General features: G+C 73.4%; 14 protein-coding genes. 12 read left to right on the forward strand and 2 right to left on the reverse strand.

From position 1 onward, the window contains the following. The first annotated feature begins 334 nt into the window (after nt 1-334). Nucleotides 335-2,773, forward strand: a complete 2,439-nt coding sequence (locus ACFCY7_RS08825) for an RICIN domain-containing protein (protein ID WP_376482665.1) — start codon at nt 335-337, stop codon at nt 2,771-2,773. Between the two features lie 141 nt (nt 2,774-2,914). Here ACFCY7_RS08825 and ACFCY7_RS08830 read toward each other — a convergent pair whose 3' ends face one another. Further along, entirely contained in the window at nt 2,915-4,666 is a 1,752-nt protein-coding gene (locus tag ACFCY7_RS08830; protein WP_376482667.1) for a beta-galactosidase, read from the reverse strand. A gap of 242 nt (nt 4,667-4,908) precedes the next feature. On the opposite strand from ACFCY7_RS08830, the gene ACFCY7_RS08835 reads away from it, so the two are divergent. From ACFCY7_RS08835 to ACFCY7_RS08870, 8 genes are all read left to right on the forward strand, one after another. Further along, nucleotides 4,909-5,997 carry a LacI family DNA-binding transcriptional regulator gene (locus ACFCY7_RS08835; RefSeq protein ID WP_376482668.1) on the forward strand — a complete coding sequence of 363 codons (1,089 nt, stop codon included), beginning with the start codon at nt 4,909-4,911 and terminating at the stop codon, nt 5,995-5,997. A gap of 141 nt (nt 5,998-6,138) precedes the next feature. Further along, complete coding sequence (locus tag ACFCY7_RS08840; RefSeq protein ID WP_376482670.1) at nt 6,139-7,449, forward strand: ABC transporter substrate-binding protein; 1,311 nt, start codon at nt 6,139-6,141, stop codon at nt 7,447-7,449. A gap of 95 nt (nt 7,450-7,544) precedes the next feature. Further along, on the forward strand, nt 7,545-8,441 hold the full coding sequence (locus tag ACFCY7_RS08845) for a carbohydrate ABC transporter permease (protein ID WP_376482672.1): 897 nt from the start codon (nt 7,545-7,547) through the stop codon (nt 8,439-8,441). Then, the gene (locus tag ACFCY7_RS08850) at nt 8,438-9,388 is read left to right on the forward strand and encodes a carbohydrate ABC transporter permease (RefSeq protein ID WP_376482675.1); all 951 of its coding nucleotides are present in this window, start codon (nt 8,438-8,440) and stop codon (nt 9,386-9,388) included. Before ACFCY7_RS08845 ends, ACFCY7_RS08850 begins: the two co-directional genes overlap by 4 nt. A gap of 24 nt (nt 9,389-9,412) precedes the next feature. Continuing rightward, nucleotides 9,413-10,444, forward strand: coding sequence for a hydroxyacid dehydrogenase (locus ACFCY7_RS08855; protein ID WP_376482677.1), 1,032 nt, complete (start codon nt 9,413-9,415; stop codon nt 10,442-10,444). Between the two features lie 66 nt (nt 10,445-10,510). Then, nucleotides 10,511-12,529 (forward strand): PQQ-binding-like beta-propeller repeat protein, encoded by a 2,019-nt coding sequence (locus ACFCY7_RS08860; RefSeq protein ID WP_376482679.1) that lies wholly within the window; start codon nt 10,511-10,513, stop codon nt 12,527-12,529. Between the two features lie 219 nt (nt 12,530-12,748). Next, nucleotides 12,749-13,756 (forward strand): ROK family protein, encoded by a 1,008-nt coding sequence (locus ACFCY7_RS08865; protein ID WP_376482681.1) that lies wholly within the window; start codon nt 12,749-12,751, stop codon nt 13,754-13,756. Between the two features lie 145 nt (nt 13,757-13,901). After that, a complete protein-coding gene (locus ACFCY7_RS08870) occupies nt 13,902-16,310 on the forward strand; it encodes a SpoIIE family protein phosphatase (RefSeq protein WP_376482683.1) in 2,409 nt (802 codons plus the stop codon). A 27-nt stretch (nt 16,311-16,337) separates the two neighbouring features. Here the strand turns inward: ACFCY7_RS08870 and ACFCY7_RS08875 are convergent, their stop codons facing one another. Then, nucleotides 16,338-18,527 (reverse strand): RICIN domain-containing protein, encoded by a 2,190-nt coding sequence (locus tag ACFCY7_RS08875; protein ID WP_376482766.1) that lies wholly within the window; start codon nt 18,525-18,527, stop codon nt 16,338-16,340. Nucleotides 18,528-18,868: 341 nt separating this feature from the next. Between ACFCY7_RS08875 and ACFCY7_RS08880 the strand changes: the two genes are divergently transcribed. From ACFCY7_RS08880 to ACFCY7_RS08890, 3 genes are all read left to right on the forward strand, one after another. After that, on the forward strand, nt 18,869-19,867 hold the full coding sequence (locus ACFCY7_RS08880) for a LacI family DNA-binding transcriptional regulator (protein WP_376482684.1): 999 nt from the start codon (nt 18,869-18,871) through the stop codon (nt 19,865-19,867). Nucleotides 19,868-19,950: 83 nt separating this feature from the next. Further along, nucleotides 19,951-20,616 carry a response regulator transcription factor gene (locus ACFCY7_RS08885; RefSeq protein ID WP_376482767.1) on the forward strand — a complete coding sequence of 222 codons (666 nt, stop codon included), beginning with the start codon at nt 19,951-19,953 and terminating at the stop codon, nt 20,614-20,616. A gap of 29 nt (nt 20,617-20,645) precedes the next feature. Beyond that, the gene (locus tag ACFCY7_RS08890) at nt 20,646-21,932 is read left to right on the forward strand and encodes a sensor histidine kinase (protein WP_376482685.1); all 1,287 of its coding nucleotides are present in this window, start codon (nt 20,646-20,648) and stop codon (nt 21,930-21,932) included. The last annotated feature ends 10 nt before the right edge of the window (nt 21,933-21,942 follow it).

The raw sequence follows: 21,942 nt of genomic DNA on the forward strand, positions 1-21,942 counted from the left end.
CGGGTCGTTGTGCTTGACCGAGATCTTGATGTCGCGGAAGCCGTGCTCCTCGAAGGGCGCGGCGTGCACGTACTCGCCGCTCCAGGTGAGCCGGGTGGCCCAGGAGACATCGAGGTCGTACGACTCGGAGCTGCCGGCCGGGTCGCCCCACGTCACCGCACGTCCCGGCCCCGCCGCCCGCGCCACTCATATGCCCCGACCCGGGCTTCCGCACGTCACCGCACGTGCCGGCCCCGGTCGGCCCGCGTCACCCCTGCCTCCCGGCCCCGTTCGGGAGGCAGGGCGGTGGGCTCCGCACCCACCGCCCACCCGTCCCCCCTCGAAGGAGCAGGTCGTGTCTCCCACTCCCCACCGGTCGGCGTCGCCCCGGCCCCGGCTCTCCCGGAGCCTGGCCGCGCTGGGCGCCACCACGGTCCTCGCCGCGACGGCCCTCACCGCCGTGGGCCCCGGTTCGTCGCCGGCGAACGCCGCGGAGGCCCCCGCCGCGGCGCTGACCGTACGCCTCGACCCCAGTTACCAGCAGCCGTCGTTCCAGGGCTGGGGCACCGCCCTCGCCTGGTTCGCCAACGTCACGGGCGGGTGGCCCGACGCGCAGCGCGACGCGCTCGCGGACGCCCTCTACGGCGCCGACGGCCTCGGGTTCACCATCGCCCGCTACAACATCGGCGGCGGCGACAGCCCCGAGACCACCCCGTACATGCGGCCCGGCGCGGCCGTCCCCGGGTACTGGAACCGGCCCGGTGCGGAGACCCCCGGCTGGTGGAACCCGGCCGATCCCACCCACTGGAACCCGAACGCCGACGCCAACCAGCGCTGGTGGCTCACGGCCGCCAAGGCCCGCGGCGCCACCACCTTCGAGGCGTTCTCCAACTCCGCCCCGTACTTCATGACCAACAGCGGCCTGGTCTCCGGGGCGGTCAACGGCTGGCAGGACAACCTCAGGTCCGACCAGTACGACCGCTTCGCCGCCTATCTCACCGGTGCGCTCCAGCGGGCCCAGACCGCCTCCGGGGTCACCTTCGACACCGTGTCGCCGATCAACGAGCCGGACACGGACTACTGGCACGCGGGCGGCCGGCAGGAGGGCTCGCACTGGGACCCGGCCTCCCAGGCCCGCATGATCAGCACCCTGCGCGCCGCGCTCGACGCCAAGGGCGTGACGACCCCGATCGCCGCCATGGACGAGACGAACCCGGGGAAGTTCCGCTCCGACTGGGAGGCGTACGCCCCCGCCGTCCGCGACGCGGTGGGCCGGCTCAACACGCACACCTACGGGACGAACGGCCGTACCGGCGTCCGTGACATCGCCAAGGGCGAGGCCACGCCGCTGTGGATGTCCGAGGTGGACCTCGGCGGCAGCGTCGCCCAGAGCTTCACCGACATGAGCCCCGCCCTCGACCTCGCCCAGCGCATCAACGACGACATCCGGGAGCTGGAGCCGCGCGCCTGGGTCCTGTGGCAGGCCGTCGAGGACTACGAGAACATGACGCCGGGCCGCGAGAACTCCAACTGGGGTCTCATCCAGACCGACTTCACCCCCGCCGACGCGGCCACCGAGCCGCTGCGGAAGAACAAGAAGTACTGGGCGATGGGGAACTACAGCCGCTTCGTCCGCCCGGGCTCGCGCGTCCTCAACACCGACGACCCGCAGACCCTGGCGGCGATACGGCCGGGCGGCAACGGGCTGGTCGTCGTCCACACCAACCCGACCGGCGAGTCGCGCGAGGTCACGCTCAACCTCGACGGCTTCCAGACGGCCGCGGACGGGGCCGTCGAGCGGTGGACCACCGACGGGACCAGGAACCTCCAGCGCGAGGGCGACGCGGCCGTCACCGGCCGGACGTTCAAGGCGACCGTCGGCCCCGGCTCCGTCACCACGTTCGTCCTGCCCACGGTCAGCGGTGTGAACACGGCGGCGACGACCGCGCCCACCGGAGCCACGCGCCAGCTGCTCAACGACAACAGCGGCAAGGCGCTGGCCGTGGCCACCGTCGGCGGCAAGAGCACCGTCGTGCAGCGCACCTCCGCCCCCGCGGACACCGCGCAGCAGTGGACCTTCACCAAGCTGTCCGCCGGCGACTGGGGCAACACCGCCGCCTACCGGATCACCAGCACGAAGACCGGCAAGGCGCTCTCCGTGTCCAACGGCGCCCTCGGCTTCGCCTCGGCCGGCTCCGCCACCTCCCAGCAGTGGATCCGCTCGACCACGGGCGACGGACACCACACCCTGGTCAACGTGGCGAGCGGCAAGCTCCTTGACGTCACCGGCGCCTCGACGGCCGACGGCGCTCCGGTCGGCGTCCACCAGCCGACGACGGGCGGCAACCAGTCCTGGACCTTCCCCGGCACGGCCCCGGACACCTGGAAGAGCCTCTCCTTCCGGCACAGCGGCAAGTGCCTCGACGTCAGCGGCGCCGGATCGGCCGACGGCGCGGCCGTCGTCCAGTACGGCTGCAACACCGGAACCAACCAGCAGTGGTCGCTGCGCCCCGCGAGCAGCGGTTACGTGGCCGTCGTCGCCCGGCACAGCGGGAAGTGCCTCGACGTGAGCAACCTGTCCACGGCCGACGGCGCCGAGGTCTTCCAGTACGCCTGCAACGGCGGCCGCAACCAGGAGTGGGCCGTCCGCACCACCGGTGACGGGTACCTCACGCTGACCGCCCGGCACAGCGCCAAGTGCCTGGGGGTGGCCGGCTCCTCCACGGCGGACGGCACGGCCGTCGTCCAGCGGACCTGCGACGGCTCCGCCTCCCAGCAGCTGCGTCAGGGCTGACCGGACCGGGATGACCGGACCGGCCTGACCCTACTGGCCTGACCTGACCGGGATGACCGGACTGGAAAGGACGCCCGAAGAGCCGGGTCCGATCGGATGATCGGACCCGGCTCTCTCGCGTACCGCCGCGGGCCGCTCGGGCTACTCCTCGGTGGGCCCGAGGTCGGCCGTGGCACGGAGTTCGACCGTGCGGGCGCGGTGCGCCGCGTGGAGCTCCAGGACGACGATCTCGTTCGTGCCGGCGCGCAGGACGGGGGCGGGGACATAGAGGGACCGCTGCGGGCCGCGGGACCAGTGGCGGCCGAGGGCGAAGCCGTTGATCCAGGCGTTGCCCTTGGTGAAGCCGTCGAGGTGGAGGAAGGTGTCGGCGGGGTCGGTCACCTCGAAGGTGCCCCGGTGGAAGACGGGGCCGAGGGGCGTGGTGGTGGCGGGCGCGAAGGGGAGGCCGTCGAGGTCGGTCAAGGGCAGCGGGCGGCTGGTCCAGCCCGCGAGTTCGGCACCGTCGAGGAGGACCTTGCCGAGGAGGCCCTTGCGGTCGTGGATGCCCTGACCGTAGTTCACCCGGCCCTGGTTCTCGACGAGGACGGTGAGCGTGCTGCCGGCGCGGGGGGCCGTGAGGGCGAGGGCGTGCTCGTGGTTCTCGCGCTCCAGGACTCCGACGGGCTGTCCGTCGACGAAGACCTGGGCGCGGTCGCGGACGTGCTCGACCTCCAGGAGGGCCGGTCCCTTGAGGGGCAGGACGGTCTCGTAGAGGACGAAGCCGAAGTCCTGCTCCAGCTCCTCCATGGTGAGGGGGCGGCGGGAGTCGACGGCCGTCCCGAGGGTCGCGGCGTGTGCCAGCAGTCCGGCGCTCTCGGTCAGGCGCACGGTCCGGGGGGCGAGCTTGGGGCCCGGCGGCGGGACGGGTGCGCTCGGCACGGGGGCGTACTTGGCGATGACGTCGCGGAAGGCGGTGAACTTCGCGGTGGGGTCGCCGGCTTCGTCGAGGGGGGCGTCGTAGTCGTAGGAGGTGACGGTGGGGCGGTAGGTGTGCTTGTCGTTGGCGCCGTTGGTGAAGCCGAAGTTGGTGCCGCCATGGAACATGTAGAAGTTCACGGAGGCGCCGGTGGCGAGGAGTTCGTCGAGTTCGCGGGCGGCGTGGTCGGGGTCGCGGACGACGTGGTGGGCGCCCCAGCGGTCGAACCAGCCGATCCAGAACTCGGTGCACATCAGCGGGCCCTTCGGCTGCTGTTCGCGCAGCGCGGCCAGACCCCGGGCGGCGCCGCTGCCGAAGTTGGCGGTGGCGAGGACGCCGGGCAGGGCGCCGCGCTCCAGGTCGACCGGCTGGTCGCAGGTGAACAGCGGGACGTCGACGCCGCAGGCGCGCAGCGAGTCGGCGATGTGTTCCAGGTACGCCGTGTCGTCGCCGTACGCGCCGTACTCGTTCTCCACCTGCACGGCGAGGACGGGGCCGCCCCGCGAGGCGAGGTACGGCCGCAGCGGCGTCAGCAGTCGGGTGAAGTAGTCGTCGACGGCCGCGAGGAAGCGCGGGTCGCGCGAGCGCAGCCGTATGTCGGGCTCGGCGAGCAGCCAGGAGGGCAGTCCGCCGCCTTCCCATTCGGCGCAGATGTACGGGCCGGGGCGCAGGAGGACGTGGAGCCCTTCGGCGGCGGCGAGGTCGAGGAAGCGGGGGAGGTCGAGGCCGCCGTCCATGACGAAGTGGTCCGGGCGCGGCTGGTGGAGGTTCCACGGGACGTAGGTCTCGACGGTGTTGAGGCCCATGAGCCGGGCCTTGCGGAGCCGGTCCTGCCACTGGTCGGGGTGGACCCGGAAGTAGTGCAGCCCGCCGGACAGGAGCCGAAACGATTCTCCATCGAGTGTGAAGCCGCCGTCGTCGATCTGGAGGAGAGGCATGTACGGGTGCTCCTGTGCTGGGGAGGCGCGCTGTCGCGGGGGCGAGAAGACGCTTGACGCCTACATGTTTGCGTGAACATCGCATGCCTGGCAAGCCTTGACGGAACAAGATCGTCCGGCGCTCCACCGACGGCCCGCCCGGGAGCGGGTGCTCGCCACCCTTCGGTCCGATCCTTCGTTGGTACCTTTCGTTTGTCGAGTGAAAGCAAACGGCTTCACTCAGGAGGAGAAGAGTGGTCGGGGTGCTGACGGAAGAGCGGCGTGAGGCGATCCTGCGGATGGTGGAGCGCCGGGGGACGGTGACGGTCAAGGACGTGGCGGCGGAGCTCGGCGTCTCCGCCGTGACCGTGCGACAGGACGTGCGGGACCTGGCCGGCCGGGGGCTCGTCGTACGGGTGCACGGGGGCGCGATGTCGCCGTCCGCGGCGGAGCAGGCGACCACACCGGGGGCGACGGGGCGTCCGGAGGCACGGCGGGAGTGCGTGCTGGGCCTGGTGGTGCCGCCCGGGGACTACTACTACCCGGAGATCATCCGCGGCGTGCAGGACGCCGCGCGGACGCACGGGGTGCGCGTCGTGCTCGCCGTGTCGGGGGAGACGCTCGCGGAGAACCAGGAGCAGGCGCGGCGACTGGTGGCGGCGGGCGCGGACGGCCTGCTGCTCATGCCCCGCGCGGGTCTCGAACCCGCCGGGCGGGCGGAGCAGTGGCCCGCGGGCCTCGACGTGCCGGTCGTGCTCGTGGACCGGAGGGCCGGGGCGCGGGCGGGCCGGGTGGAGCAGGTCGCGTCCGACCATGCCCACGGCGCGGGCCTCGCGGTCCGGCACCTGGCGGAGCTGGGGCACGGGCGGATCGCCCTGGCCGCACGGGCGGAGAGCCCCAACACCCCGCTGATCAGGGAGGGTTACCTGGCAGCGTGCCGGGATCTGGGACTGGAGGCGGGGCCGGAGTACCGCATCGGCCCGGTGGAGGGGGCCGCGTCCGGCGAGTGGTTCGAGGAGCTGGCGCGGGCGGTCGAGGCGGGTGACGTGCGGGCCGCGCTGGTGCACAACGACCTCGACGCCGTCACCTTGGTCGGCCTGCTGCAGGCGCGGGGCCTTCGCGTTCCCGAGGACCTGGCCGTCGTGACGTACGACGACGAGGTCGCCGAGCTGAGCGATGTGCCGCTGACCGCCGTGGCGCCGCCGAAGAGGGCCGTCGGCGCGTGGGCCGTGGACCTGATGAGGCGCCGCCTGGCCGAGCCGGAGGCTCCCCTCGCGGAGCTGCTCCTCCGCCCGGAGCTGCGGGTCCGCGCCTCCAGCGGGGGCGGCCCGGTCGCCGGTGGCCGCCCGTAGCGGAGGGCGGGAGACCCGGGGAACACCGACCCTCGCATCATTTGCTTTCGTTTCGAATCGAATGAAACAGAAAGCATTGACGAAGCATGCTGACTGTCGAATGATTCCGTTCGACACCCCAGCGAACGATCGGTGTACAACATGCTTCGCAGAACAACGGCCGCCCTGGCCTGCTCCGTCGCCGCCCTCTCCCTCCTCGTCAGCGGCTGCGGAGGGGCCGGCCGGGAAGCCGCCGCCCCGACGGCGTCGAAGACCGGAAAGGTCACCTTCTGGTCCTTCCTCAAGGGCTCGGACCACGTGGCGGAGGCCTTCAACCGGAGCCACCCGGACATCGAGGTGACCTTCGAGACCGTGCCGTCGGGCCAGGAGTACTACTCCAAGCTCACCAACGCCGTGAAGGCCGGCACGGCACCGGACGTCGCGGTCGTCGAGTACCCGCACCTGCCCGAGTTCGCGTCCCAGGGCAAGCTGGAGGACCTGAGCGGATCGCTCGGCCCGCTCGTCAAGGAGCGCTTCCCCGAGCCGGTCCGCCAGCTCGTCGACCTCGGCGGCAGGACGTGGGCGGTTCCCCGCGACGCTGCCCCGCTGACCCTGATGTACCGCAAGGACTTCTTCACCCGGCACAAGATCGCCGTGCCCACCACGTGGGACGCGTACCGCACCATGACCGAGCAGGTGAGGAAGGCCGACCCGAACGCCCGCGGCGGGGTCCTCTACACCGACAACCCCGGCCTGCTGACCGCGCTCGCCTGGCAGGCCGGCGGACGGTGGTTCGAGACCGGGCAGGACGCCTGGAAGGTCACCCTCGACGACGCCCCGTCGCGGAAGGCCGCCACCTACTGGGGCGACCTCGCCCGCGAGGACCTCGTCGACTCGGTGAGCTCGCTCGACCCGTTCTGGACCGGAGTCCAGAAGAACAGGACCGTCGCCTACGTCTGCGCCAGCTGGTGCGCGGGCGCCCACCAGGCGACCGTCCCCGACCAGAAGGGCAAGTGGGCCGTGGCCCCCGTGCCCACCTGGGACGGCAAGCCCGCCTCGGCCATGTACGGGGGCTCGTCCTTCGTGATCCCGAAGGGTGCGGACAACAGCGGCGCCGCCGCCGAGTTCATCAAGTGGATCACCACCGATCCCGAGGGCATGAAGGCGTGGGTGTCCTCCGGCACCAGCAGCATGTTCCCCGCCGACCCGGCGCTCGTCCCCGTCACCAAGGCCGCGTTCGCCACCGGGTACTACGGCGGGCAGGACGTGTACGCCGTCGCGGCGGCCTCGTACGCGGCGATCCGGCCCGGCTGGACCTGGGGGCCCGTCACGGGGGCGACCAACACCGCGATCGTCGACGAACTCCCCAAGGTCGCCGACGGCTCGGCGTCCCTGCCCGCGGTGCTCTCGCTCGCCGAGCGGACCACCGTCGCCCAGATGCGGCAGCGCGGCATGAAGGTCACCGCTCCGTAGCGGCCGAGGTCGCCCACCGGTGCCCCCGCCGCGCACGGCGGCGGGGTCCCGGCCCCGCCTCCGCCCGCACCTCGCCCCACCCCCGAAAGGCCGTCATGGCAAGCCCCTCCACCCGTGGCCAGCGCGGGACCGCCGCACTGCTCCTGGCTCCGTTCCTCGGCCTCTTCGCGGCCGTCACCCTCGCCCCGATGCTGTACTCCGCCTGGCTGAGCCTGTTCACCACCCGCACGTCGGGCCTCGGGTTCGGCGGCACCGAGAGCGTCTTCGCCGGATGGGACAACTACCTGCGGGCCCTGGCGGACCCGGAGTTCCGCGACGGCTTCCTCGTCATCGCCGCGTACTGCGCCGTCTACATCCCGGTGATGATCGGCGGGGCCCTGGCGCTCGCCCTGCTGCTCGACAGCGGCCTGGCCAAGGCCCGGTCCTTCTTCCAGCTGGCGCTGTTCCTCCCGCACGCCGTACCCGGGCTGATCGCCGCGCTGATCTGGGTGTACCTCTACACGCCCGGTCTCAGCCCGGTCGTCGGCCTCCTCGAATCCGGGGGGATCGGGATCAGCTTCCTGTCGGCCGACAACGCCGTCCTCTCCGCCGCCAACATCGCCGTGTGGGAGTGGACCGGCTACAACATGGTCATCTTCTACGCCGCGCTGCAGGCGGTGCCCCGCGAGACGCTCGACGCCGCACGGGTCGACGGCGCCGGAGCCGTACGGACCGCGCTGTCCGTCAAGGTGCCGATGATCCGCCCCGCGGTGGCGCTCGCGGTGCTGTTCACCGTCATCGGCTCGATCCAGCTGTTCACCGAGCCGAAGGTCATCTACAACGCGTCCAGCGCCATCGGCAGCAGCTGGACCCCCAACATGTACGTCCAGACCGCCGCCTTCCAGAACAACGACTTCGGCCTGGCCGCGGCCGCCTCCCTGCTGATCGCGCTGTTCGCCGCGGTGCTGTCCTTCGCCGTCACCCGTATCTCACGCCGCGGGAGCACCTCATGACCCCCACCTCCACCCCCGCCCGCACCACCGCGGCGTCGCCGGCGGCGCCCCCGTCCCGGCCCGTCCCGCGCCCGGTCCCCCGCCGCCGGAAGCGGCCGACGCCTTCGGCCCTGCTGTCGCGCACCGGTGTCACCGCCCTCCTCGGCCTCGCCACCCTCTACACGCTGGCGCCCCTGACCTGGCTGCTGCTGTCCTCCACCAAGAGCCGCGACGACCTCTTCGGCACGAACGGCTTCGCGCTGGGCGACGAGGTCCACCTGACGGAGAACCTGGGGCACCTGTTCACCGCCGACGGCGGGGTGTACCTGCGCTGGGTGGCCAACACCGTGGCGTACGCGGGTGTCGGCGCCCTGCTGGCGTCGGTGTTCGCCGTCGCGGCCGGCTACGCCTTCGACAAGCTCGCGTTCCCCTTCAAGGAACGGCTGTTCTCCCTGGTGCTGCTGGGCGTGATGGTGCCGGGCACCGCGCTGGCGATCCCGCTGTACCTGCTGGCCGCCGAAGCCGGACTCGTGAACACCTTCTGGAGCGTGTTCACCCCCGGGCTCGTGTTCCCGTTCGGGGTGTACCTGGCACGGGTGTTCAGCGCGTCCTACGTACCGGACGAGGTCCTCGAAGCGGCGCGGATGGACGGGGCCGGCGAGTTCCGGGCGTTCTGCCGCATCGCCTTCCCGATGCTGGCGCCGGGCTTCGTGACCATCTTCCTGTTCCAGTTCACGCAGATCTGGAACAGCTTCTTCCTGCCCCTGGTGATGCTGTCCGACCAGGACCTCTACCCCGTCAACCTCGGCCTGTACGTGTGGTATTCGTCCGCGCTCTCCCAGGGCCATCCCGAGGACTACCTGCTGGCCGTCGTCGGCTCGCTGGTGGCCGTGGCCCCGCTGATCGCCGTGTTCCTGATGCTGCAGCGGTTCTGGAAGTCCGGCATGACCGCCGGCGCCGTCAAGTAGACCGCCACTGACTGGAGTCCATCCATGAACCCGACCCCTGACCCGACCCCGGCCGCGGCCCGGCGCCCCCGCGCGCTGTTCGCCATGGCCCGGCGGCACCGCGACGCCCTGTTCCCTCCCCCGGAGGTCGAGCGCCTCCTCTCGTACGTCGACATCGACCCGGACCGCGTCACGGAGGACTTCGCCCGCGAACCCGCCCTGGAGGAGGCCGAACTCCTCGTCACCTCCTGGGGCTGCCCCGTCGTGGACGAGGACGTGCTGGCGCGCGCACCCGCCCTCAAGGCGATCGTCCACGCGGCCGGCAGCGTCAAGCACCACGTGACCCCGGCCTGCTGGGAGCGCGGCATCACGGTGTCGTCGGCCGCTGCGGCCAACGCCGTGCCCGTCGCCGAGTACACGGTCGCCGCGATCCTCTTCGCCAACAAGCGCGTCCTGGACATCGGGGCCCTCTACCGCGAACACCGCGACCCGCTCGACTGGTCCCGCCTCTTCCCCGGGTTCGGCAACCACCGCCGCACCGTGGGCGTCGTCGGAGCCTCGCTCGTCGGCCGCAAGGTGCTCGAACTGCTGCGGCCCCACGACCTCGACCTCCTCCTCGCCGACCCCCACGTCGGCCCCGTCCGAGCCGCCGCGCTGGGGGTCCGGCTCGTCGAGCTCGACGAACTCCTCGCCGCCTCGGACGTGGTCTCGCTGCACGCCCCGGAACTTCCGGAGACCCGCCATCTGATCGACGCGCGACGGCTGGCCCTGATGCGGGACGGCGCCACGCTCGTCAACACGGCGCGGGGGTCGCTCGTCGACACCGCGGCCCTGACCGCACACGCCGTGGCCGGCCGCCTCCACGCGGTCCTGGACGTCACCGAACCGGAGGTGCTGCCCGCCGCGTCGCCGCTGTACTCGCTGCCGAACGTCCTCCTCACCCCGCACATCGCCGGCTCGCTGGGCGGCGAACTCCTCCGCATCACCGGCAGCGCCCTCGACGAGATCGCCCGCTACTGCTCCGGGCTGCCCTTCGCGCACCCGGTGCACCACGCCGCCCTCGCCACCTCGGCCTGACGGCCGCACCCGTCCCGCCGCACTCACGCCCCCGCGTCACCCCTCCCCACGACCCAAGGAGTCCCCATGCCACAGCCTCCGTCGATGGACCGGCGCCAACTCCTGCGCGCCGGCGGCGCCTTCGGCATCGCCGCCGCCACGGCACCGCTGCTCGCCGCACCGGCACGGGCCGCGTCGACCGCGTCCGCCGCCACCACCGTCACCGACCTGGGGCCCGCCATCGAGCAGTTCGCGCTCATGAGCGGTCTGCTGGTCGGCGACACCGTGTACATCGGCTCCAGGAACCTCACCCCGACGCGGCTGATCGCCTTCCACCTGCCGACGCGCACGGTGGTGGCGAGGACCGACCTCGGGACGGGGCACTCGGTCCAGGCCCTCGCGGCCGACCCCACCGGCCGGTACCTGTACGCCGGCATCCTGACCAAGGCCGACGAAGGCCTGCCGAACCTCTTCCGCTGGGACCTCACCGCACCCGACGGGCCCGCCGTCCCCGTCGGCCGCACCGAGGACCGGGACATCCGGGAACTCGCCGTCGCCCCGGACGGCACCGTGTACGCCGTGGGCGGCGTGCCCGGGAAGGCGCCCGCGCTGTGGATGTACGACCCCGGCACCGGGCGCGTCACCAAGCTCGGCGTCCCCGACCCGAACGCCACCCTGGCCAGGGCCGTCGCCGCCACGGACACCACCGTCTTCTTCGGCGCCGGCAGCGTCCTGGCCGGCGGCGACGGCACGAGCAAGGCGTCGCTCTACGCGTACGACCGTGCGGCACGCACCTTCGCCGACGTCACGCCGGCCGAGATGCGGCGGGACCCCAGCCTGCGCGAGATCGCCGTCTTCGGCGACCGCCTCGTCGTCGGCACCTCGGGTTCGACCGAGCGCGCCAAGCTCGCCGTGATGGACCTGGCCGACCTCTCCTCGTACACCGTGACGACGACCGCGGGGACGGTGGTCAAGAACCTGGCGACGGACGGCGACCGGATCTACTTCGCCGGCGAGGGCGGCCTGCACTCCTTCACGCCGTCGACCGGAACCGTGGCCCCCCTCGCGCACGACGGCCCCGACCTGGGCGAGATCTGGGGCCTGGACCACACCCGCGGCACCCTCGCCGTGGTCTCGGGCTACGGCTTCGTCGGCGAGATCGACACGGCCTCCGGCGCGTGCGTCGTCACCGACCTCGGCGAGGCGGGCGCGCCCGTCAGCCCGCAGACCGCGATGGGGATCGCCGCCGACGGCTGCCACGTCTACGTCGGCGGGAACAACGTCATCGCCCGCCACGACCTGCGGACCGGAGCGGTGGTCAACCTCCGGGCGCCCGGCGAGGCGAAGGACGCCGAGGTGCTGGACGGGGTCCTGTACACCGGTCAGTACAGCGGACAGGGCATGTGGACGTACGACCCGTCGGCCGACGAACAGCCCCACCAGCTGGCGAAGTTCCCGAGCGAGCAGAACCGGCCGCTCGACGTGTGCTTCGACTCCGTCAACCGGCTGCTCCTCGTCGGCGCGCAGTCGGACACGGAGGGCGGCGGCTCGCTGTGGACGTACGCGCCGGGGAGCGGCGCCAAGGCGGTGTACGTCAACCCGGTGGACGGGGTCCAGCTGGTGCGCGCGGTCGCCGCGCGGGAGGGGGTCGCGTACCTCGGCGGCGACAATCCCACGGCCCAGGGACCGCGCGGCACGCTCGTGGCGTTCGACCCGGTCGCCGGGCGCGAGGCGTGGCGCCTCGACCTCCCCTTCTCCACGGGTGTGGCCGCGCTGGCGGTGCGTGGCCGGCACCTGTACGGACTCGCCCGCAAGGGCGGCTTCTTCGTCGTCGACCTGCCGACCCGCCGGCTCGTCCACACCGCCGACGTACGGGCCGTCTGCCCCGGCTTCGCGGCGATGACGACCAGCCGGGGCGTGGTCTACGGCGTCTCGGACACGACCCTCTTCCGCTTCCATCCGAAGACGTTCGCCGTGAGCACGGTCGTCCCCGACATCGACGGCGCCTGGTACAGCGGCCCGCACGTCAACGTCGACGGCCTCGGACGGCTGTACACCCTGCGCGGGCACCGGCTGGTCCGCGTCGACGACCGGCCGGCCCTCTGATCGCACCGGCCGCCGGGCGGGGCGGACGTCCCGCCCGGCGGCCGCCCCCGTCCGGTGGCAGCCAGTCCGGCGACCGGCCCCGTTCCCTCTGGACGCGGGTCGCCCCCGCCTCGTAATCTCACACCTGCATGCTCGAAGTTGCGTGAAACTCGTATGTTACGAGCATGTTCACGCATCGAATCCCTCTGTGTGCACCCTCTCCCCAAGGAGCCGCCCGGTATGCCCAGCACAGCGATGTCCGTCCCGCGTGACGAGCCCGGCGGGTCCGACTGCGTCATCGCGCTGGACGTGGGCGGGACCGGGATGAAGGGCGCGCTGCTCGACCGCGATCTGAACGCCCTGCACACCGTGCGCAGGGCGACGCCCAGGCGGGCCGGGCCGGACGCGGTGGTCGCCGAGATCGCCGCCGTACTGCGCGGCCTCGACGAGAGCGCGGCCGCCCGGGCGCTGACCGTGCGGGGCGCCGGGGTGGTGGTCCCGGGCATCGTCGACGAGGAGACGCGGACGGCGGTCCACTCGGTCAACCTCGGATGGCGCGACCTGCCGCTGGCCGCCGTGCTCGAAGGCGCGTCGGGGCTGCCCGTCACGCTCGGGCACGACGTACGGGCCGGAGGCGCGGCCGAGTGCCGCCTCGGGGCGGCGCGGGGGGTGCGGGACGCGTGGTTCGTGCCCGTCGGGACCGGCATCTCCGCGGCCGTGTTCAGCGACGGGCGGGCGGTGCGCGCCGGGGGTTACGCGGGCGAGCTGGGCCACGTCGTGGTCGAGCCGGGCGGCGAGCCCTGCGCCTGCGGCGGCCGCGGCTGCCTGGAGACGGTCGCGTCGGCGGCGGCGATCGGCGCGGCCTACGGGGCGCGCGTCGGGCGCGAGGTCGACGGCGCCGCCGAGGTGGCGGCGATGCTCGTGCGGGGCGACGCCGACGCCCGGGCCGTGTGGGACCGCGCCGTCGAGGCCCTCGCCGCGGCGCTGGCCACGGCGGCGACGCTGCTCGCGCCCGAGGTCGTCGTGGTCGGAGGCGGTCTCGCCGAGTCCGGCGGACTGCTGCTCGACCCGCTGCGCGCCGCCCTCGACCGGCGGCTGACGTTCCAGCGGCGGCCTGAGGTGGTCCGCGCGGCACTCGGGGACCGGGCGGGATGCCTGGGGGCCGGACTGGCCGCCTGGTCCACCGCCACCGCCATCGGCCCGGTCGGCACGGCGCGTACGGCTCCGGCCCGGCCCGCCGCACGCTGACGCGCCCGCCCGGCCGCCCGGCCGCCCGGCCGCCCGGGTCCGGTGCCATTCGGAGGAGTACGGCATGCCGAGGGGCGGGCGGCCGGGCAGAGTGGTGAGGAGCGGCGGTCCCGGCCGCTGAAGCGCCGAACGGAGGGGGATTCCGATGATCCCCGGGAGCGACGACCCACTCGACGCGGGGCACTCCGCCGCCCTCGTGGTGGACGCCGAGGGGACGATCCTGAGGTGCACACCGGCCGCGGAGACCCTGCTGAAGCGCTCCGCCGCGGAACTCCACGGGCGGCGGGTGTGGGATCTCCTCGCCGTGCCCGCGAACTGGCGGAGCGTCCTCGGACAGCGTGACGGGCCGGTCTGGGAGGGCCGGGCGGAGCTCGCCCCTGACTCCGGCGGCGAGGTGCAGTTCCGGGTCCTGCCGCTGGTCGCCGGCGAGCGGACCGGCCGGTCGAGCGAATTCCTGGTGCTCGGCGCCCCGCGCGTGCTGGTCGCCCAGTGGCGCCAGAGCCACGCCTTCATGCGGGAGCTGTTCCTCCAGGACCGGATCGGTCTCGCCGTGCTGGACAACGAGCTGCGGCTGGTGCGCACGAACACCCACCTCCTCCCCTACTCCGGCGTGCCGGGCGAGCTGTACGGGGCGCGGCTCGGCGACTTCCTCCGGGAGCAGGACGCCCGGGTGATCGACGAGCGGCTGCGGGAGGTCCTGGCGACCGGGGTCCCGCTGGTCGGTTTCGACGCGGAGGTCCGCACGGTGGTCGATCCGGGACCGGGCCGGATCATGGCGCTGTCCGCGTTCCGCCTCCAGGGGGCGAAGGGGCTCGTGATGGGGGTCACCGCCCTGTTCGTCGACGTGACGGAGCAGCGGCTCACGCGGCGCCGACTGGACCTGCTGCACCGGGCGACGACGGTGCTCAGCACGAACCTGTCCGCCGAGGAGATCACCCGGGACCTGACGGACGTGCTGGTGCCGGCGCTGGCCGACGTGGCCGTCGTCGACGTCGCCGAGGCCGTCTTCACGTACGAGGAGCCCGGCCCCGAGAGCCATCACGACCACGCGCTGCGCCGGACGGCGGTGGCCGGCGACGTCCCCGGGGCCTCCCCCGGCGGATTCGCGACCGGTGCGCGGGTCGCGGTCGACACCGGCGGGGCGCTGTCGGGCCGGGTCTGGTCGAACCGGGCGTCGCATCACGGATCGGCCCATGCGGCGGAGGGCGTAGAGGCGCCTGACACCCTCGCCCTCGCCCACGGGATGAGCGCGTGGCTGCGGGCGCGGGGATCCGTGCTCGGCCGCATCCGGGTCGCCCGCGGCGACGACCGTCCGCCGTTCACGGGCGAGGACCTGGCCCTCCTGGAGGAGATCGCCTCCCGTGCCGCCCTGGTCGTGGACAACGCGCGCCGGTACGCCCGCGAGCGGAACGCCGCGGTCGGTCTCCAGCGCAGCCTGCTGCCCTCGTCGTCGACCGACACCCCCACGGTGCGCACCGCGAGCGTCTACCTCCCGACGGACACGGCCACGGGCGTCAGCGGCGACTGGTTCGACGTCATCCCGCTGTCCTCCGCGCGGGTCGCGCTGGTCGTCGGCGACGTCGTCGGACACGGTCTGCAGGCCACGGCGACGATGGCACGGCTGCGCACCGCCGTACGGACCCTGGCGGACCTGGACCTCGAACCCGACGAGCTGCTGACCCACTTGGACGACCTCGTGTCCCAGTTCGCGATCGACGCCGACGGCGGCCAGGCGAGCCGGCCGCCCGGCACCGAGATCGCGTTCGGGTCGTTCGGCGCCACGTGCCTGTACCTGACGTACGACCCCGTGACCCGGCGCTGCCTCGTGGCCAGCGCGGGGCACCCGCCGCCCGCCGTGGCGACCCCGGACGGCACCGTCGCGTACGTCGACCTCAGTCCCGGTCCGCCGCTCGGGGTCGGCGGCCTGCCGTTCGAGCCGGTCGAGGTGGAAGTGGCGGACGGCAGTCTCCTCGCGCTCTACACGGACGGTCTGATCGAGCGCGGCCACGCCGACCTCGACGAGGGAATGGCCGCCTTCCGCCAGGCGCTGTCGGCGTCGCTGGAAGCGGGGCGGCCCCTGGAGGAGATCGGTCCCGGGGTGGTGCGGGGGCTGGTGCCGGGTCCGCTGTCGGACGACGTGACGCTGCTGCTCGCGACGGTCCGCGGGGTCTCTCCGGAGGACAGTGCCCAGTGGACGTTCGCGGCCGACCCCTCGGTGGTGGCCGAGGCCCGCGCGCGCGTGCTCGCGCAGCTGTCCCGCTGGGACCTGGACGAACTGGCCTTCACCACCGAGCTGGTGGCCAGCGAGCTCGTCACCAACGCCATCCGGTACGCGGGCGGGCCGGTCGGGCTCCGGCTGATCCGCGCGGCGTCGCTGATCTGCGAGGTCTCCGACAGCAGCGGAACGCAGCCCAGGATGCGCCGGGCCCACGCCACGGAGGAGGGCGGGCGGGGTCTCTTCCTCATCGCGCAGCTCACCGACCGGTGGGGAAGCCGGTACACGCGCTCGGGCAAGACCATCTGGACGGAGCAGGCCCTGCCGCCGCGCCGGTGACGCGGCGGCAGGGCGCCCGCCGTCACCTCAGGTGATCGTCCACTGCTGCCGCGTCGAGCCGGTGTCCGGCTGCTGCGTCACCGCGGAGCCGTTGCCGGTCGAGGCCGTCGTGAGCAGCAGGCCGCTCTTCAGGGACGCGACCGTGTAGGTGCCGTTCGCCTGCCGGGTGAGGTTCCACCGCTGGTTCGGTCCGCCGGTGCAGGTCCACTGGATCACCTTGGCGCCCGCGCTGGTGGAGCCGCCCTCGACGTCCGCGCAGAGTCCCGACTCGGCGTTGGCGATCTCGTAGGAGCCGTCGGTCTTCCGGGTGAGGTTCCAGTTCTGGTTGGCGCCGCCGGTCGGGCTCCAGGTGATCAGCTGGGTGCCGGGGGTGGTGCTGTGGTCGGGGTCGTCGAGCGCCCGGCCGCCGGTGACGAGGGTGTGGGTGCCGTCGGGGACGGGGCCCGGCGCCGCACCGGTGGGCGTGAGGGTGAGGGTCTGCTCGCCGGCGCCGCGGGTCCCGCCCACCGGGTTGCCGGTGGTGTTGGTCCAGGCGCGGGTGGGGACGGTCTCGGCGAGGCGTGCCGGGTCGGCCGACAGCCCGATCACGAGTCCGCTGTAGCGGTTGACGAGTCGGTACGTGCCCGTCGCGGTGCCGTCGGCGGCGGAGGCGCCGGGGATGACGAACCACTGCTGTCCGACGCTGGGCCCGCCGGCCGGCATGGCGGTCACCGTGGGCCTGGTGCCCCAGGCGCGCTGGGTGGTGGTGGCGGAGTCGACGCCGAGGAGCCGGCCGGTGGAGGCGTTGGAGATGCGGTACGAGCCGTCGCCGCCGGCGGTGAACACCCACGATTCGAGGGCGGATCCGGTGCCGGCGGCCACCGAGGTCGTGGCGGAGCCGCCGGAGACCTGGGCGAGGACGCGGCCGCCCGCGCCGGCGATCCGGTAGGTCCTGCTCGGGTCGACGGGTGCGGCGGGAGCGGAGGAGCCGACCGTGAGGTCGACGTACTCGCTCGACGATCCGCCCGAGCAGCCGAACGAGCAGTACGAGCGGAAGTTCCTGCCGACGATGCCGGAGCCGGTCTTGTTCACGCCGTCGAGGAACCAGCGGTACCAGGAGGCGTTGGTGTGGCTGCCGGTGTCGCCGAGGAGGAACCACTTCTGCGTCGTGAGGTCGGTGGTGGCGTAGATCTGCTGGGGTGCCTTGCCGCTCTGGTCGACGGCCTGCGGCTGGCCGATGTAGAGGCCCAGGTACGCGTTGTAGGTGATGTCCATGACGAACAGCGGGGACGTGGGCGGCATCCGGCCCGCCGCGACCTGCTGCGCGACCGTGCCGGCGGTGGCGGGGTCGTACTCGCCGGACACCGGGGTGTAGCCCGTGGTGCTGCCCGCGCCGACCGGCACCATGTTGCTCTCCCTGCCGCCGACGCCGGGCTCCGACCAGGCGCCGTCGTACCACTTCTGCCACGAGCCGGGCGCCATCTTCGCGGACATCGGCGAGCGGGCCACGTGCGCGTGGAAGGCCTTCCAGCCGCCGCCCTTCTCCACGACGCGCGAGCCGTAGAAGGCGTAGAAGTAGCCCGACGCGGTGTCGGCGAACAGTCGCTGGTCGCCGTCGCCGTAGTGGTACGTCTGCTGCGGGAAGGCGGCGGTGTCGCCCCGCTCGGTGCTGTACGGCGAGGTGATGACGTGGCCCTTGACGCGCCACGTGCGGCCCTGGTCCGTGGAGACCGCGGTGTCGATCCCGTCGTAGTGGACCCCGTCGCCGAACGGCTGGGGGGTGAACTCGTTGTGCACGAGGCCGTACCAGTCGCCGGTGTCCGGGTCGACCCACACGCCCGCCAGGTCGCAGTAGTTCCGGTGGGCGTACGACGAGCCGGCCGGCGCCACGGTGGCCTCGACGCCGGTGGGGCTGTTGTCGCACCGCCAGGTCGTGTCGTCGTTCCTGTCGGCGGGGTTCGCGGGGTCGGCCGCGCCGCTGATCGCCGCGGACCGGGTGGCGGTGTCGAAGTTCGTGCCCGTGTAGAACGTCCACTTCCGGGGGTCGTTCGCGCCGTACAGCGCGTGCGCCTGCTGGAAGTAGAAGGTGCCGTCCTTGTCGATGTAGGTGCCGGCGGGCGTGTCGTCCGGATGGGTCCACGACCCCTTCGCGCCGACCGTGACGGTGTACGTGGGGGCGGCGGACGCGTCGGCGGACGCCGACGGTGCCGTCAGGGCGCTGCCGCCCGCCATGGCCATGGCCGTGGCGGCGAGAGCTCCGACGAGTCTCCTTCGGGTGCCTGGCACAGGTACTCCTTCGACGTGGGGGACCGCGTGGCCACGCGCTGGACCGCATGGCGACGCGCTGGACCGCGTGGCGATGCTGGACCGCGTGGCGACGCGCTGGACCGCATGGCATCGAGCAGCTCGGCGCAGAACGTACGGCGCATTTGACCGGTAAAACAAGACGTGGACGCAGAATCCTTCGCATCTCCACGGATCGACGGCCGCCCTGACCGGAGGCCTGCGCCCACCCTTGACCGGCGGGCCGGGCGGGGCTACGTTGCCTTCCTCTTTGATCGGTAAAACGAGGGCGCGCCATGGTGACGATGCAGGACGTGGCGGAGCGGGCGGGCGTCACGAAGCAGACCGTCTCCAACGTCATCAGCGGCAGGGTGGCGGTGCGTCCGGCGACCGAGGCGCGGGTGCGGGCGGCCATCGACGAGCTCGGGTACCTGCCCAACCTGGTGGCCCGGTCGCTGGCGACCGGCAACACCAGGACGGTCGGCCTCTTCGTGCCCACCGTCTCCACCGCCTTCTACGCGGACGTGGTGGAAGCCGTCGAGGACGTCCTGGAGGAGCACGGCCACCGCCTGCTGCTCTGCACCACCCGCCGGGACGGAGAGCGGGCCCGGCGCCATCTGGCCGGCCTGACGAGCCGGTCGGTGGACGCCCTGCTGATCGCGGGCGACCAGGACCTGATCGACCATCTGCCCCTGCTGGCCCACGCCCGCTTCCCCGTCGTGCTGTGCGCCTGGGAGACGGACGTGCCCGAACGGTTCCCCGTGGTCACCATCGACTACGACTACAGCGGCTACCTCGCCGGACGCCATCTGCGCGAACTCGGGCACGAGCGGGTGGCCGTCCTGGCCAGCCCCGCCCATTCCGTACGCGTCGAGGGGTTCCGGCGCGCCTTCGCCGCCGACGGGGTGACCGTCCCGGACCGTGCGATCCACATCGCGCCCGAACCGTCGTTCCGGGGCGGCATCGCCGCCGCGCACGCGGCGCTCGCGGCGGCGCCCGCGACCACCGCCCTCTTCGCCACCCACGACGTCCTCGCCGCCGGCGCCCTCGTCGCGGCCCGCGAGGCCGGGCGCTCCGTACCGCACGGCCTCTCCGTGGTCGGACTCGACGACAGTCCCGAAGCGCTCCTCTCCCGGCCCGAGCTCACCAGCGTCGCCCTCCCCAAGCGTGAGATGGCCCGACAGGCCATCGAGCTCCTCCTGCGCGACACCACCTCCCCCGGCCCCTCCGCGACCTCCCGCCTCCTCCTCCGCCCCGAACTCGTCGTCCGCGACAGCACGGGGCCCGCGATCTAGAGGGTGCCTCGTCGGTGAGGCCGGGGGCTCGCGGGCGTGTCCCGAGGCGTCAGGGGGCATCGCCTAGGGTGTGCGGCGTGCGAGTGCTACTGGTCGAGGACGACGACAACCTGCGGTTCGGGGTGGCGGCGGCGCTGCGTGCCGCGGGCCTCGCCGTCGACGAGGCCGCGGATCTGCCCCGGGCGGACGAGGCGCTGTTCGTCACCGCGTACGACTGCGCCGTCTTCGACCGGATGCTTCCGTCGGGGGACGCCGCCGCGTACGTGGAGGGGTTGCGCCGGAGCGGCCGGGCGGTGCCGGTGCTCTTCCTCACCGCGCGCGACTCGGTCGCCGACCGCGTCGAGGGCTTCGCGAGCGGCGGTGACGACTACCTGGTCAAGCCGTTCGCCGTGCCGGAGCTGGTCGCGCGGGTGCGCAGCCTGTGCCGGCGTTCCGCCGTCGTCCGCCCGCCCGTGCACCGGGTGGGCGACCTGGAGATCGACACCGCGCGCCGGCGCGTCCACCGCGCCGGGGTGCTGCTGACCCTGACGGGCCGCGAGTTCGCCGTCCTGGAGGCGCTCGCCACGCGTGCCGATCAGGCGGTGTCCCGGGCGGAGCTGCTGGAGAGCTGCTGGGACGAGATGGCCGAGCCGCAGTCGAACGTCCTGGACGTCCTCGTCTCCCAGCTCCGCCGCAAACTGGGCGACCCGCCCGTCGTCCACACCGTGCGGGGTGTCGGCTACCGCCTCGCGGCGGACGGCGAGGCGTGAGGCGTCCCGCCCGGGTACGCGGGTCCCGGATGCTTACTCCGACGGAGCGGGTGCGGCGGCTGCGGCGGCGGACGACCGCGCTGTTCGCGCTGACCAGCGCCGTGGGGCTGGTGGCGATGGCCGCCTTCGCCGTGCGCAGCGACGACGCGCGCTGGCGCGAGCAGCTGGACCGGACGATGAACGTGGACACCAGCTGGGCGGTCGGCCTCCTCGAGACCGCGGAGGACGGCCGGCTGGACACGGGCACGCTCGTCGAGACGATGGGGACCGGCTGCCCGCCCCTGTCGGTGCTGACGGTGGCGCCCGCGAAGGACCGGGCCGAGAGCCCCCGGCTGGTCGTCGAGCACGCCCCGGCCCGACCCTGCCTGTCCGTGGCGGACGCGGACGTACGGGAGGTGGCGGCGGCCGCCGTGCGCGGCGAGGACGGTGTGGCCTTCGACCGGCGGGCGACGGACGGCGAGCCCGTCCGGGTGTTCGCCATGCCGTTCTTCGCACCGGACGCCGGCGAGGGTGATCCGCCGCAGGGCGTCATCGTGACCATGACGGCGACATCGGACCAGGCGGCCGATCACCGTCGGCTGCTGTGGCTGGTGACGGCCGGCTGCGCGCTCCTCGTGGCGCTCTCCGCGGCCGTCGGGCACCTGCTGTCCGGGCGGGCCGTCCGGCCGGCCCTGACGGTGCTCGGCCAGCAGGAGGCGTTCCTCGCCGACGCGGCGCACGACCTCCGTACACCGGCCGCGTCCCTGCGGACGCTCGCCGAGACCGCACTGCGCGGCGAGACGGACACCACCGACGTGCTGAAGCGCACGCTGCGGCTCGCCGAGGGCATGGGCGGCCTGGTCGACGGGCTGCTGACCCGGGCCCGGCTCATGTCCGGCACGGCCTCGCTCGCGCGCGAGCCGCTGCGGCTCGACCAGCTCGTGGAGGCGGTGGTCGCGGAGGCCCCCGTCGAGGGTCACCGGGTGTCGGTCACGGCCGAGGAGACCGTCGTGAACGCCGACCCCGATCTCGTCCGCAGGGCCGTGGCCAACCTCCTCGGCAACGCCCTCGCCCACGGACACCTCCCCGGGGAGCCCGCCGACGTCCGGATCGGCGTGGGCCGGGACGGGTCGGTGACGGTCGAGGACGCGGGACCGGGCCTCCCGCCGGAGATCGCGGGCGCCCTCTTCGAACGGTTCCGCAGCGGGGCGGGATCGACCGGCCTCGGGCTCTCCATCGCCTCCTGGGTGGCCCACGCCCACGGCGGCACGCTCACCGCCGACCGCGGCGACCTGGGCGGCGCCCGCTTCGTCCTGCGGCTGCCCACGGCTCCCTGACGCGTCCCTT

This window comes from Streptomyces sp. NPDC056361 (assembly GCF_042262805.1).
Classification (GTDB): Bacteria; Actinomycetota; Actinomycetes; order Streptomycetales; family Streptomycetaceae; genus Streptomyces.

Excerpts from the sequence above, each read along its gene's own strand:
- ACFCY7_RS08855 (WP_376482677.1), top strand. The coding sequence starts at position 9,413 with ATGAACCCGACCCCTGACCCGACCCCGGCCGCGGCCCGGCGCCCCCGC.
- ACFCY7_RS08850 (WP_376482675.1), top strand. The coding sequence starts at position 8,438 with ATGACCCCCACCTCCACCCCCGCCCGCACCACCGCGGCGTCGCCGGCG.
- ACFCY7_RS08890 (WP_376482685.1), top strand. The coding sequence starts at position 20,646 with ATGCTTACTCCGACGGAGCGGGTGCGGCGGCTGCGGCGGCGGACGACC.
- ACFCY7_RS08860 (WP_376482679.1), top strand. The coding sequence starts at position 10,511 with ATGCCACAGCCTCCGTCGATGGACCGGCGCCAACTCCTGCGCGCCGGC.
- ACFCY7_RS08845 (WP_376482672.1), top strand. The coding sequence starts at position 7,545 with ATGGCAAGCCCCTCCACCCGTGGCCAGCGCGGGACCGCCGCACTGCTC.
- ACFCY7_RS08865 (WP_376482681.1), top strand. The coding sequence starts at position 12,749 with ATGCCCAGCACAGCGATGTCCGTCCCGCGTGACGAGCCCGGCGGGTCC.
- ACFCY7_RS08870 (WP_376482683.1), top strand. The coding sequence starts at position 13,902 with ATGATCCCCGGGAGCGACGACCCACTCGACGCGGGGCACTCCGCCGCC.
- ACFCY7_RS08880 (WP_376482684.1), top strand. The coding sequence starts at position 18,869 with ATGGTGACGATGCAGGACGTGGCGGAGCGGGCGGGCGTCACGAAGCAG.
- ACFCY7_RS08830 (WP_376482667.1), bottom strand. The coding sequence starts at position 4,666 with ATGCCTCTCCTCCAGATCGACGACGGCGGCTTCACACTCGATGGAGAA.
- ACFCY7_RS08840 (WP_376482670.1), top strand. The coding sequence starts at position 6,139 with ATGCTTCGCAGAACAACGGCCGCCCTGGCCTGCTCCGTCGCCGCCCTC.
- ACFCY7_RS08875 (WP_376482766.1), bottom strand. The coding sequence starts at position 18,527 with ATGGCCATGGCGGGCGGCAGCGCCCTGACGGCACCGTCGGCGTCCGCC.